This window comes from Microvirga sp. CF3016 (assembly GCF_036314085.1).
In the GTDB taxonomy this organism is placed as follows: Bacteria; Pseudomonadota; Alphaproteobacteria; order Rhizobiales; family Beijerinckiaceae; genus Microvirga.
Window position 1 is genome coordinate 217,701 of the sequence record NZ_JAYGGM010000004.1, and the last position, 12,224, is coordinate 229,924.

Below are 12,224 nucleotides of genomic sequence, written 5' to 3' on the forward strand. Positions count from 1 at the left end.
CTTGCGAATGGCAGCAGCCGTTCGCTCGAGACAGGTGCTCGCTTTACCCTTGTTCCTCAGCATTGCGCAGGGTCGGAGCGTCGCATGACTGCGACTTGCGACGCTCCGGGTTCGCTCACCAGCAGTCCAGCGGATCGCTGGGGCCGGGCGGCGTGCCGCAAAACGGGGGAATGCCGCCAGGGTCGCCGATCGGACCGGGAGGCGTGCCGCAGAATGGGGGATAGTCGCCCTCAGGCTCGTTGCTTGGAATGAACCACGGTGTGGGACCCTCAAACAGAAGGGTCGTGGGATCCACGCCGGGTAAAATGCCCCCGTCGCCAGGGTCGTAGGTGGGATGGCAATCGATCATGGGACGTCCTTTCAAACCGGGCTGCTCAATTCCGCCGAAGATGGTTTCCGTCGGCGAACGATGACTTTGCCCGTTATGGAAGGCCTGAACTGTGAGATGCATCACAAGGGGTCAGTTTCATGGAACGACCCACCTTTGCGACCACCGCAACTGGCTTCGAAGCTTTGGATGGAAAAGAGCCGAAATCATGAGGCTTTTACGCTTCGAGCCCTAGCGATTTCTTGGCTCCTCTGTCCTGCCTTCTCACTGGAGGAGACGCCACGTGGAAATGCAAACTTGCAGCAGACCGAAATGCAAAAACCCTCGGCTGAGCGCGCAGCCAAGGGTCTTTAAGTATATGCGATCTACTTCGGCTTAACGGCGACCGCCGCCATTGCCCCCGCCCTCGCCTCCACGGCCGCCACCGCTGCCTCGGCCGCTATCACCACCACGACCACCACCCGGGTTGGACGGGTCAGTTCCTTTCACATCGGTGCTGGTGTTGTCCGCAGGCTCCGATCCGTTGCCGAGACCATTGTTGTTGCCCGGCCCTTGGCCATTGCCGTTATTGCCCTGGCCACCGGCGGCGCTGCCACGGCCGTCACTCGATCCACCGATGCCCCCGGTTCCACCGGATGCATTGCCGGATGCGGTGGCTCCGCCGGAGTTCCCGCTCAGTCCACCGGAATTCGCATTGTCGCTGACGCCGCTGGCACCAGCTGTGGCCCCTGCGCTGCTACGTCCGGAGTTGCCGCTGTCAGCCACGCTCCCGGCTCGGCTTGCAGCTGTGCCGCCGCTGACAGAACCAGAGGTGCCGATGCCCAGCGTGCCCTCGGCGACACCGCTGTTGCGGGAACCTACATTACCGAAGCCAGAGCTACCCGATCCCGGAAGAAGGGCAGGACGGCTTCCGATCGATCCGGTCACGGCTTCGTCTGCATCCTGCGCCCTCTGCCGGTCGATGCGGCGCAGGGCTTGAGGACGGATGGCGCAACGGCAGACCTCTTGTCCTTGCACGATATGCAGACGGCAGTTCTGGTAACTGGAGGCATCTGCCACGGCCGGCACGCACTGCTGCCCTGCCCTAAAGGTTTGTGCGTAAGATGGGGCCGATATCGCTAAGAAGAGAGCAGCACTAGACAAGGCAAGAGCGTGCGAACGCTTCATGTTTTCACCTACAATACGCATGATTTCTGAGGTAGACTGAAGAATATCAGCCCGTATGCAGATGAAGACGCTCAAGCAAGGCTCAGGTTCCATTCTTCCTTAGGGAGTACCCATTTCGGGGTAAATGAAACCTTACCAGGCCCTCCCCAGGCCTCCCTCTTCTCTTCCAGAGGCGTAGGGGTGTCCTTCCCTCACGGCTAAAGCCGTTCCCCGGGGAAGTTTGTGTGAGCTCACCGGCCAACACCTCAGCACCCGGTCCGACCAGCAGTTTGGGTGGAATTTCAAGGCGCCCGATGAGGCTTGTAGGCGAGGATCTCCAAGCGCTCGATCTCGGGCGGATCGACAAAGAGATCGGGAGCTTGCTGGATCAAGGTCACGAGAGCTTCACCGGCTAAGTGGGCGTCCCGCGTAGCTTCGTCCTGGAAAGCGGCAAAAAGTGCGAAGGTGTTGTGATCAAACCGCACCGCATACCAAGTAGTTGTGCCCGGCTCCTTTTCAGCGAGGGGAAAAAGTGACCGAAGGAGCTCGGCTGCCTCGTCTCTCTATCCGGCCGCGCTTCTAAGGGCACATACAGGGCGAGCTTCGTCATGCAAGCATGCCTTTCCTCTTGTCCTCCGAGTAGCCAGGGAAGATATGGAGCAACCGTGAGCAACGCCTAGGCGACATGTCTTTGGGCCGGTTCCGTGAGCCCCTGGAACACTCTCCTTACCCCTTCATCTATACCCTTGGCATGACGTACTCCCGCGATCGATCGCCGTCTTCGAACTCACCGGCCAATCCATCAGCACCTGGTCCGAGAAATGGCGGATGGAAACACCGGATCGGATCCTGCTGAAGATGGTCGAGGCAGAGCATCAAGGACAATAGGAGTTACCCCTTCTCCGGCTCTATCTGACGGTTAGCTGGGGGCGCAGGATCGCTCCTCGCTCGACATCGTGCCGTGATGGATACCGTTGGGAGGTCCCGGATGTCATGTTCACAGAGCAAAGCGATCCTGCGCTCTACTGCCAGGACAGTTGTAGTGGCCATTGGACTTAGCATCGTCTCAGTCACAGGCGGCGTCGCATCCCCAGAGGACGAAGTCGCCCGGCTCAATCGGGTTCGCGCGAATCTGTTCGAGGAGCTGGTAAGGACGCGGGCGGAAGCGGCTTCCGCCCGGGCCGAACTTGAGGCAGCTCTCAAGGCGCGCGATACGGCCGAGGCTGAACTCGCTCGCCTGAAGGAGGCCGGTAATGCTAAACCTGCTGACCCTGGGCCGAGCACCGCGTCGAAGGCCGAGCCAAAGCAACCCGCCACGACTGCCGCCTCACCCGCGATTCGCCGCCAAAGCACGCGCCGAACGGCACCGGGAACCACGGGATCCATTCAGAGAACCGTCACGGCGAGCGCGCCGCAACGTCTCGTCCGACGCGATGCTGCATCGCGCGCAGTCGCCCGGCAGGCCAATCCGGCTCCGCGCCAGTCGGCGCCGCTTGCCCGGGCGCAGGAATTGCCTAGCGTGCTGCGCCTGCAAGATCCGCAATAGCCGCCTGCCCGCGAGCATTGACGCGACATTCAATGACGCCTTGGCGGGCTTCCCGCCCGCCGGGACGTGAGTAGACGATCCCAATCTCCACCGGCGCCCGCTGGCCGCTTCGGGCGAGCCGCATTTCGCCGGCGCTGGTGGCATCCACGCGGACCAACCTCGCGTCCGACGCGGCGGCATGCGCGCGCGCCGCTGCGATGACCGCTTGGCGACATTTTTCCACCACCTCATTGGGCGTACCAGGCCGATACTGAAGCTTCGGGACGATGGCCCGTTCGGCTGCGTAGCCGCCGCCCAATCCGGCGGCGCCGAGGAGAAGGATGACCCAGAGCATGTCTGTCCACCAAATGAGCCCTGCGAACGACGGGGCCAGGGCCTCATGACTGTCGCTTCAAGAAGTTCTTACCTGGGCTGTCAGTTCCCTATCCTGAGGTATGATGACGGCTACTCCGGGCTTGGTGCGGGCAAGGGGCCGGGCGAAACCCCGAGGAAGCCCCCGGGAGACGCCGCTAAGAGGCAGGTTCGGAATCACGAAGGGGGCGGTGCATGTGCAATCTCTACAGCGACTGCGCCACCCAGGCCTCCATGGCAAAGGCCTTCGCTGCGAAACGCGGCCGATCGGGTTCCGCTGAGGCGGGCCCGATCCCAATGAACAAGAGCCCTGCAATCGCGGGTGCATAGAACCGGACCATCGGGCGCCCGGAAGGAGGCGACCGGCTCAGCAAAGCCGACTTCGGAAATTCTGGGTGATCTTCTGCCGCACGCGTCGGGCTGGTAAAGCTGAGTCAGTTCGGAGATCGCCCATGGACGATGAGCGCCGCGACGAACAGGATCGAGCCAGGACGCTGGAAGTTGCTCAGTTCAGCCTGTTCGGATTTGAGAGACGGACACGGATCATCCTGCTCGCGTTCGCCCTCGTGAACATCGGCCTCCTCGCTTTGGTGGTCGGCTACCTCTTCACCTTGTCCTGGGATCCCTATAGCCCCGCCCGCTTCCTGTGGTAGGCGAATGTCAGGGGCTCTTTACTAACTTCGCTTGCAGGCGTGGATATTTTGCCTCCGAATACCCGCTGGCATAAACGCCGCCCGTGGCAAGCGCAGCTCCGATAACAAGGCTAAGCCCGATCCCAAGCGCCCATCCCTGTCGATGAGACTTCCAGAGGGCCATTACTGCCGGGGCCAGGCACATGCAGAGCAAAATGAGACCGAACATGAAAAAGGCGTGCAGGTTTGGAGAGTGATAGATGGCTCCAATATCGAAGCCCTGCTCCTTCGGCGGCTCTCCAAGAAAGAATTGAGCCAGGAATGTGAACATGGAGTGCCCCCGAAAGCTGCCGGGGAGTGTGACCCTCCCCCTGTTGGCGTGCCTGCGCTTTTGCGAGAGTTTATCTTGCATTGAACTGCAGGTCCATGTCGGGATCGACCAGATCGGGAAATTCAGATCTTCAAACGAGGGGAAGAAGATCATTCGTAAACTTGAGAAAACTCAGCGTCGCAGCGGCTAAGATCCAAAGCATGCGGTCAAACGACGTCAAAGGAGGTGGATCGCTACACGCGTGCGGCGGAGCAAAATCGGCTGGCTGCGAGTGCCTTGGGGGTCGAAGCTGAGTCCCACCTTGAGAGCCCCGCTTCTGAGAAGTGGTCTAGAACCAGCAAGTTATTGTGCGAAGTGGTGCCCAGGGGCGGAATCGAACCACCGACACTGCGATTTTCAGTCGCGTAGCTCCGGATTTTAGTGGACAATTGTGGACGCCGGCGGAATAAGCAACCTCTTGCATAATAAGCATTTTTCGTTCTCTACTGTTCGAGCTTGTCCACGGTCATCCAGCGATTTTGCGTCCCCGGCGTGTCCCCGGGACGCAACGCTCGAGGTCCGACCACCCGGAGACGCTCGTGCAAAAGTCCCTTACCGACGCCCTGGTGCGCTCGATCGCCGCGCCTGAAACCGGCCGTATCCAGATCTCGGACGCCCGCTGTAGCGGCTTGGCTCTTCGGGTGTCCAGTTCTGGCGCAAAATCCTGGTCCTTTAGGTTTCGCGATCCTTTGACGAATAGAGACGAGCGGATGACCCTCGGGTCATATCCGGACGTTACACTCGCCGACGCCCGGGAACGCGTCGACCAATTGCGCCGGCTCGTCGCGTCTGGCCGCAACCCGATCACTGAGAAGAAGAAGGAGCGTGAGGAGGTTGATACCAAGACGTTCGGAGCACTCGCGAGCCGGTATCTCCGGGAACACGCCTACCGCTTTAAGCGCTCGGCGCCTCGAGACGATCGGAACCTCGAGCTTCACGTACTACCCCACTGGCGGGATCGCCGGTTTGACGAGATCCGCCGGAGCGATGTGATCGCCCTTTTAGAGGGAATGATCTCGAGCGGCTTAAGCACCCAAGCGAACCGGATCCAGGCGCTTATCAGCAAGGTCTTTTCCTTCGCGGTCGATTGTGAGCTCCTCGGCGCGAATCCCTGTACGCGCCTCCGGAAACGAGGTGTCGAGAACGTAAGCGAGCGGGTCCTCTCCGACGCGGAGCTCCAGCTTTTCTGGGCGGGAATCATCCTCCCGCCGGTCTCTTACCAAGCCGGCCTGGCGCTCCGAATCGCGGCTACGACGGCCGCTCGCGTCAGCGAGATCGCGGAAGCGGCAAAATCCGAGTTCCAATACCTCGACGACCCGTCCCGGTCGGCTTGGATCCTGCCGGCGGCGCGGTCGAAGAACGGCCGCGCTCACTATGTCCCTCTCGTCGGGTTGGCTAGAGAGGCCGTCCTCGAGGCCTTCCAGCGCGCCGGCGAGAGCCCCTGGCTATTCCCCTCCACCGCCGTGTCGGACGCTCCAATCAAAGGCCACGCCTTGAGCGTCGCAATGATGCGCTTTCAGGCCGGCCTCGAGCCTGGGGAGGACCTAGCCTCCGAAGTCCGCATAAAGACGCCGGAGGAGCGCCTACAGCGGAGGGAGGCTAAGGCCGCCCTCCTAGCCTCTCCCGCGCACGAGGAGGCCGTAGAAACTTGGCGCAAGGTCCCGCCAACCCCTCACGATCTTCGGCGCACACTCAATACCCGGCTCTCTGAGCTCGGCGTGGTTCGCGAGGATCGGGAGGCTGTTTTGAACCACACTCCGAAGGGAGTGAACGCGGTTCATTACGACCTTTACGATCGCGCTCGAGAGAAGCGCCGCGCGCTTTCCCTCTGGAACGATGCTCTGAGCTCAATCCTTGAGGGGCGCCAGACAGGCGCCGACATTGTCCCGCTCCGGGCCAATTCAAGTCGGTTAGGATAGGCTTCGGCTCCGCCGGAGCTTCAATCGCTCAACGCCAATCCGATCGGAGAATGACTGGCCTCCGCTCTCAGTAATCGGAAAGCGAGAAGCGGCTTTTTGAAAGTGTCGAGGCGAGTCATTTCCGCCACAGACAAAGCGATTCCGGTCCGCCTAAAAAAGCGAGCCGCCGAGGTGCGACCAACACCTCGACGGCCCTAACCACGCGCCAACCTTAGGGGCATTGCGCAATGGCTTATCGCTTTTGTACGGGATCGCGGTCACGTGTCACGTCTGTTCGCTCTCGGACACCCTTAATCTCCATCGCCGTACTTAACTTTCGTGATCGCCTAATAAAGGCCGGCGGCCAGGTCGTCGAAATTGGCATCCTCGACGGCGAGATCTTTGTCGACTGGCTTCCAGTCGACGCGGATCCCTATCTCGAACCCCTCCGGGCGTCGTTCCTTCTCCCGTCACCAGCCGCCGAGAACGACATCGAGGAAAAGATCCAAGTACTCCTAGACGAGCCGGCAATCGCCGCGCTCGAGGACGAGGCTTTCGCCCTCGGCGCGGCCTCGCTTGAGGCTTGGCGCACGCGCAACGGCAATTAAGTAACGGCGATTCCGATTGGTGTCCAAAGAAGCGGCGAACTTTGGATCGCCGCTTTTATTTTATCCACAAGCTACGGCTTCCGATTATTTGGGTCAATTTCCGATTTCTTGCCCATTATCCGATCGGAAATCGGCTCTCTGAATGAAATAAGTCATTGTTAGACAAAGCATCTAAGTATTCATTCATTGGTAATTATGACGCTTTCCGAATTCTATCCATGATAAAATCGGAAAGCATCGCTGGTGCGCGGATTTCCGATCGAAATATTTTTTTCACCCGACTTCACATCTAGATCACCACTACGTCATTTTGCCTCCGACCGCCGACAAATCCGCCGGCGTACATTGGAGGCAGAACAAATGCTTGAGAAACCAGCATTCAGTATCGACGAACTCGCAAAGGCCGGCCCCCTCGGCCGTTCGAAGCTCTATGAAGCTATCAAGGCGGGCGATCTGATCGCTCGCAAAGCCGGTCGTCGGACGGTTGTTCTCAAAATCGATTACGACCGCTTCTTGAACGCTCTCCCCGTCGCCAATGCTCGCCACAGCGGCCGCGCAGCGTAACGGGAGAGACGACAGATGAAGAACTCCATTAAGTCCGCAGTGAAGGCCGTAGCGGCCGCCGTCACAGGCAAGCGCGGGAGCGCAGAGATCGAGGTCGAGCTCCACGCGGCGATCAAGGATCGGGATGCGAAGGCTTCGCGCCTAACGAACCTCACAGGCGATAAAGAGACCGCGTTCCGCCGTCTCGATCGCGAGCGCGTCGAGGAGCTCGACGCCGAGATCAAGGCGCTCGAGAAAGATCTCAATTACGCTAACCAAGCCGTCGCGAACCTCGAGGCAGAGGAACGCGAGGCGCTCGCTCGAGAGATCGTCGAGCGTTGGAACCAGAAGCGCGACGAGGTCCTCGCTCGGAAAGACCGAACCCGTAAGATCTTTCTCGAGAACGTTCCGGAGCTCTCGCGCGGCATCGTGCTTGCGGTTCGCGAAAAGGCCGAGACCGATATCGCGATCGAGGAGCTCAACGCGTCACGCCCCGACGGCGTCGAGCCGATCGCGACGATCGAGGAGGAGCTCACCAGGCGCTCGCTCCCTCGCGTTGTTCTCAGCGAGGAGCGCGTCGAGCTCTGGACCCATCCCACCGGCCAGATCCTCCCCGACGAGGCTCAGAAGCAAGTGCAGGACAACGGCGACGGAACGGGGACGCTCCCGGCCTCGCCCGATCGGTCGGAGCGGAAGCTCTATCGGCGTCGGTTTGTCCGCCGGAAGTTCCTCCCCGCGGTAAGCGCCGGCCTGATTGCTGATTACGAGACGGAGCTCCACCTCCCCGGAGTCGGAGACCAGCCTCCGTTCTTTGAGCCACTCCATAGCGGCGACTCCCGATCGGTCCTCGAGGCTCTCGCACGGCTTGAGGCTTACGCGAAGGCCGCGCCAGGTCGGACGCCACAGGTCGAGATCGTCCCCGTCGAGGACGAGCTCCCCGACGCGGCGGAGTAGCTCAATGAAATTGCGCGGCGAGATTTCCAGAGTTCCCCTTGCCGCGCCAGGCGCCGGCCTTCGGTCCTTGGGTGGAAACCCATGTGGCCGGCGCCTCTCTCCCTTCGGGAGTGGAGCGGCAAAGCCGCTCTCTCGCTCGGCGGCGGGGGCCAGGGCCATGCGGTCCCCGCCGTTTCCTTTCCCTCTAACGAGAAACCGCATGAGAACCGACCGAACCGATTTGGCGCCGAGGTCCTTCCCACGCCAGGCAAAGGCGAGCGTTTATCCATTCCCGCTCGCGCTCAATCGCAAGCTCGTCGAGCGCCTGGTCGACCGCTTCCTGGCGATCCCGCCGAGTGACGAGCGAGCCAACCTGTTCCGGAGGAGAGAGCTCGGCCCTCTCAAGAAAAAGCGCCTCCGCCAAGGGATTCCGCTCGAGCTCGTCGCCCTCGAGCTTAAAGCGGTCGAGCAAGCGATCGCGGTCCGCCTGGCGGCGATCTTCTCCGAGGAAGGGAGCAAGGCATGAAACCCGCCGCTCTCCTCAACGCTGATCCCATTCTGGATATCGACGAGTTCACCAAAGCCCCAGCGCCGTCGGCAACGGCCGGCAGGGCTCGAGCTCGAAAGCCCTCGGCCAAGCCGGCTCCGTTCAAGGTTCGCTGGTTGCTCCGGATCGCCGGCGAGAGAAACCTCACCGCTCTGGCCGTCCAGGCGGCGATCATCCTCGCCGACCACTACGACGAGGAAAAGGGCTGCGCCTGGCCGTCTCAAGAGCGGCTCTCGACCTTGCTCAACGCGAGCCGAGCCGGCGTCCGCCAGGCGATTAAGCGCCTCGAGGAGACCCGTTACGTCGAGTACATTCCGGAGAAGGGACGGACCAAAACAAACCGCTACTTTCTCCGCTTTCCGGACACCGAAAATGGCTACTAGCCTAGCCATTTTTCACGCCGGCTTTCCCCGCTGGAAAATGGCTACTCTGAGTAGCCACTACCCACTTACTATACAAACCTCCCAACCTCGCCGCTTTATGACGAGCGTTCCTGTCGGGATCATTCCGCCGACGTCTCTCGAGCTCGCGGGATGGGGGGCGCCCCTCAAGGGCGCGCCCCGCACCTCCCGTACCGCCGGAGAGGCTCCGAACGATCCAACGCTCTCCGCTTCACCTTCACCGACTGAGACTGTCCGCCAGGTCGAGCAATGACCTGGAATAGGGAGCGAGACGGACGCTCCTCGTCCTCATCATCAGCAGGAGCGCCATATGAGCACCGATTTAAGGTCGAGCCTCCACGCGCGAGACCGCGTCGAGCTCGGCCCCATACACCGCGACCAGGTCCTCGTCGCCGAGCGTCGCCTGGTTGAGATCGACGGTGAGGTCCTCCCTCTCCGTCTCCTCACAATCGAAACCGATCGCCCCCGGGGCGAACGATCGGCCGGCCTCCGTTCGAGGCCTAATCCCACCGCCCCCAGGAGAAAACCATGACCGCCAACGCTTCCATTCAGGCCGAGAACGAACGTCTCCGCCGCGTGATGAGCGACCCTCGTATCCTTGGCCTCGAGGTCGCGGCCGCAACACTGGCCCTCGGCTCTCCGTCCCTCTCGGCCGAGCAAGTCGTCGAGAGTGTCGCGAACGCCGCAGCGGCCAATGGATTCAACAGGACGGCCGGCCTCTCGGCAGCAATCGACGACGTGATCGCGAAGCATGGGACAAGGAGCTTAAGACAAGCTCAAGGCGATCTTTTTGAAGGAATGCATTAGCTCGGAACGCGGCGCGCTGACCGCGCCCCATCCCTTTAGGGACCGTACAAACGCCCTCGAGGGGTGCGGGCGCGCGCAACCCCGATAGTTGAGCGTATCTCGGTTTCCGATTTTCGGCTTTCGTTTCGTCGGAGGGCGCCATGAGCGAGGCCTCTAAACCGCTCCCTCGGCTCGTCTCAAGCGTCGGCGCGCGGAACATTCTTGACCTCCATCCTCAGACATTCGACAGGCTCCTCCGCGCCGGCGTCTTTCGCCAGGTTGGAGGCGCTCTCGAGGCCGCCTCTCTTAAGGAAAACTACGCCCGGGCGATCGAGATCGAGGCCGAGGCGAAAGCGCAGATCAACGCGATTAAAGACGAGACCCGCCGGCGCCTAGCCGTGATTGGAGAAGGCCTCGAGAATTGAGTAGGGGATGGTCGCGGAAGCCTCTGAGAATGCCAGGGGCCGGTCAATGATTTCGACCGGCCCCTTACGTGGTTAGTATCCAAGATCTTTACGCAGACGTTCGATCATCTCCTCGAGTCGCTTCCTTCTTTCGGGATCGCGTTCTGTTCGAAGCATATCTTCGAGCTCCGCCAGCTTGCGCATGAGTTTCAGGTCGAGAAGTTCGCTCGGATCTCTATAGAACGGCATGCTATTCTCCCAGAGAAAAAAGCCCGGCACTTGGCCGGGCTTTAGAAGGGAAGGAGTCCGCTTATTTGGTCGGGCCGCAAACGATAATGACACGGCAGCAGAAGTTGCACGAAGCCGCTTGGGCTGCCCCGAGGGGAAGCGCCGTGGTCGAGGCGAGAACCAGAGCCCCGAGGACGAGGGCGCTTACCTTTTTGGGAAGAGACTTGAAGATCATATTCAGTTTCCTTGTAGATGGTGGTTGATGATTACGCGCTCGCGGTTTCCCGCTTTGCGTACGGTGGTGGTCAGAGGAAGTGTCTCCATCAACATAGGGTTGACGGAGAGGAGACGGCGGACGGGCTGACTTGTTACAGGTAGTGAAACCCAGCTTTCGTATTAAGGAAAGCGATCCTACATGGATGGCGGGGGCGCCGGATTGCGGCCGAGGTGCTTCCTCAGCTCGTCGTCGGCATAGATCGAGGAGACGAACGCCGGAGCTCCCATCTTCTTGATAGTGGCGGGATCCGCGAGGCCTGCGGTGACTGCCCCAGAGAGTTTCGGTACGATGGTCTCGAACTCCGCGAGCTTGTTCTGCTGCCAATCGACCAAGCACAGGTAACGCCGACGACGGTCGGCCAGCTGAATGCGCGAGATGTAGCGCGCCCGGAGGGCGTAATCGATGTAGGGGTTGAACGCCTGGGGAGTGATCGCCTCCTTTTCCAACGGCCGGAGGCCCATATCCCTTTTGAGAAATCTGTCACCGTAGAACTCAACCAGTTCCTTGTTGAGTGGGTGCTTACCTTCCTCGCTTTCGAATAGGGCGATGGCGATCGGCATCAGGTAGACGTGCCTGGGCAGCTCCCTGTCCTTGCCCTTCTCGTTCTCCTTCTTAAGCACGAATTTGGGATAGACGTACTCGAGGACCCGCTGGTGGGCTTCGCCGAGGAGCCAGAAAGCCGAGTATGCAACGTAGCCGAGCCCTTTCGCCGGCTTTGGATCTTTTTTTAGGAAGTCTGGGAAGTGGTCCGGGAGGTACTTCGGGAGTGCCTGTTCCTTCGACTGGCCTATCTCGTCTGAACGGAACCAAACCGGTTGAACCGAGTGATCCATCATGTCCCGCCTCTGTTGAAGCCCCTGGAAACTCCAAACGCAACTTCCCTTATGCGAACCAACGCGCCCAAGTTTGGAATGGACGCAAAAAGTGTAATCACATTCTGTTTAACCCTAGTGGTCGGCATGGAGCGCAATACCTAACGAGAGCTCTCGAGAGGGGAACGGAGCGGAAAGAGCTCCGCGGCCACCTACGGTCAAACTGCGGAGGCCGAGATCATTCGCCGAAGCTCTCCAGTGCAATCGCTCCAGGCCTCGCCAATCTCGCCGCCATTAAGACGATCGGATCGCCCGCGTTCGTATCCTCGATCTATGCGGATAACGAGTTGAAGAAGCATCTCGGCCAATCCCGAGCGCGCATCCGTCCATGCTGCGATATAGGAATATAGGCAA

At 60.7% G+C, this 12,224-nt stretch carries 16 protein-coding genes and 1 tRNA gene; 10 read left to right on the plus strand and 7 right to left on the minus strand.

Going from position 1 to position 12,224, the window contains the following annotated elements; translation table 11 throughout:
• Nucleotides 1-115 precede the first annotated feature (115 nt).
• Both VB672_RS07475 and VB672_RS07480 read right to left on the minus strand, forming a co-directional pair.
• Complete coding sequence (locus tag VB672_RS07475; protein WP_329783548.1) at nt 116-349, minus strand: hypothetical protein; 234 nt, start codon at nt 347-349, stop codon at nt 116-118.
• Between the two features lie 354 nt (nt 350-703).
• Complete coding sequence (locus VB672_RS07480) at nt 704-1,570, minus strand: hypothetical protein (RefSeq protein WP_329783549.1); 867 nt, start codon at nt 1,568-1,570, stop codon at nt 704-706.
• A 946-nt stretch (nt 1,571-2,516) separates the two neighbouring features.
• Here VB672_RS07480 and VB672_RS07485 point away from each other — a divergent pair.
• The gene (locus tag VB672_RS07485) at nt 2,517-3,020 is read left to right on the plus strand and encodes a hypothetical protein (protein WP_329783550.1); all 504 of its coding nucleotides are present in this window, start codon (nt 2,517-2,519) and stop codon (nt 3,018-3,020) included.
• On the opposite strand, the gene VB672_RS07490 is transcribed toward VB672_RS07485, so the two are convergent.
• Complete coding sequence (locus VB672_RS07490; protein ID WP_329783551.1) at nt 2,989-3,354, minus strand: hypothetical protein; 366 nt, start codon at nt 3,352-3,354, stop codon at nt 2,989-2,991. The genes VB672_RS07485 and VB672_RS07490 overlap by 32 nt on opposite strands.
• Before the next feature lie 469 nt (nt 3,355-3,823).
• Here VB672_RS07490 and VB672_RS07495 point away from each other — a divergent pair, with 469 nt between their 5' ends.
• Nucleotides 3,824-4,024, plus strand: coding sequence for a hypothetical protein (locus VB672_RS07495; RefSeq protein WP_329783552.1), 201 nt, complete (start codon nt 3,824-3,826; stop codon nt 4,022-4,024).
• A gap of 7 nt (nt 4,025-4,031) precedes the next feature.
• Here the strand turns inward: VB672_RS07495 and VB672_RS07500 are convergent, their stop codons facing one another.
• Nucleotides 4,032-4,334, minus strand: coding sequence for a hypothetical protein (locus tag VB672_RS07500; RefSeq protein WP_329783553.1), 303 nt, complete (start codon nt 4,332-4,334; stop codon nt 4,032-4,034).
• 355 nt (nt 4,335-4,689) lie between these two features.
• Nucleotides 4,690-4,776 (minus strand) — tRNA-Phe (locus VB672_RS07505).
• A gap of 136 nt (nt 4,777-4,912) precedes the next feature.
• Between VB672_RS07505 and VB672_RS07510 the strand changes: the two genes are divergently transcribed.
• The 8 genes from VB672_RS07510 (at nt 4,913) to VB672_RS07545 (ending at nt 10,514) form a co-directional block, all read left to right on the plus strand.
• Nucleotides 4,913-6,292, plus strand: coding sequence for a tyrosine-type recombinase/integrase (locus tag VB672_RS07510; RefSeq protein ID WP_329783554.1), 1,380 nt, complete (start codon nt 4,913-4,915; stop codon nt 6,290-6,292).
• Between the two features lie 227 nt (nt 6,293-6,519).
• Nucleotides 6,520-6,879, plus strand: coding sequence for a hypothetical protein (locus VB672_RS07515; protein WP_329783555.1), 360 nt, complete (start codon nt 6,520-6,522; stop codon nt 6,877-6,879).
• A 360-nt stretch (nt 6,880-7,239) separates the two neighbouring features.
• Complete coding sequence (locus VB672_RS07520) at nt 7,240-7,443, plus strand: DNA-binding protein (protein ID WP_329783556.1); 204 nt, start codon at nt 7,240-7,242, stop codon at nt 7,441-7,443.
• Nucleotides 7,444-7,458: 15 nt separating this feature from the next.
• Complete coding sequence (locus VB672_RS07525) at nt 7,459-8,376, plus strand: hypothetical protein (RefSeq protein ID WP_329783557.1); 918 nt, start codon at nt 7,459-7,461, stop codon at nt 8,374-8,376.
• A gap of 199 nt (nt 8,377-8,575) precedes the next feature.
• Nucleotides 8,576-8,881, plus strand: a complete 306-nt coding sequence (locus VB672_RS07530) for a DUF6074 family protein (protein WP_329783558.1) — start codon at nt 8,576-8,578, stop codon at nt 8,879-8,881.
• Nucleotides 8,878-9,285, plus strand: a complete 408-nt coding sequence (locus VB672_RS07535; RefSeq protein ID WP_329783559.1) for a helix-turn-helix domain-containing protein — start codon at nt 8,878-8,880, stop codon at nt 9,283-9,285. Before VB672_RS07530 ends, VB672_RS07535 begins: the two co-directional genes overlap by 4 nt.
• Nucleotides 9,286-9,831: 546 nt before the next feature.
• Entirely contained in the window at nt 9,832-10,110 is a 279-nt protein-coding gene (locus VB672_RS07540) for a hypothetical protein (protein WP_329783560.1), read from the plus strand.
• A gap of 140 nt (nt 10,111-10,250) precedes the next feature.
• A complete protein-coding gene (locus VB672_RS07545) occupies nt 10,251-10,514 on the plus strand; it encodes a hypothetical protein (RefSeq protein WP_329783561.1) in 264 nt (87 codons plus the stop codon).
• A gap of 72 nt (nt 10,515-10,586) precedes the next feature.
• Here the strand turns inward: VB672_RS07545 and VB672_RS07550 are convergent, their stop codons facing one another.
• Together VB672_RS07550 and VB672_RS07555 are read right to left on the minus strand one after the other, a co-directional pair.
• Entirely contained in the window at nt 10,587-10,742 is a 156-nt protein-coding gene (locus tag VB672_RS07550; protein WP_329783562.1) for a hypothetical protein, read from the minus strand.
• Nucleotides 10,743-11,132: 390 nt separating this feature from the next.
• Nucleotides 11,133-11,834 (minus strand): hypothetical protein, encoded by a 702-nt coding sequence (locus VB672_RS07555; protein WP_329783563.1) that lies wholly within the window; start codon nt 11,832-11,834, stop codon nt 11,133-11,135.
• Nucleotides 11,835-12,224 lie beyond the last annotated feature (390 nt).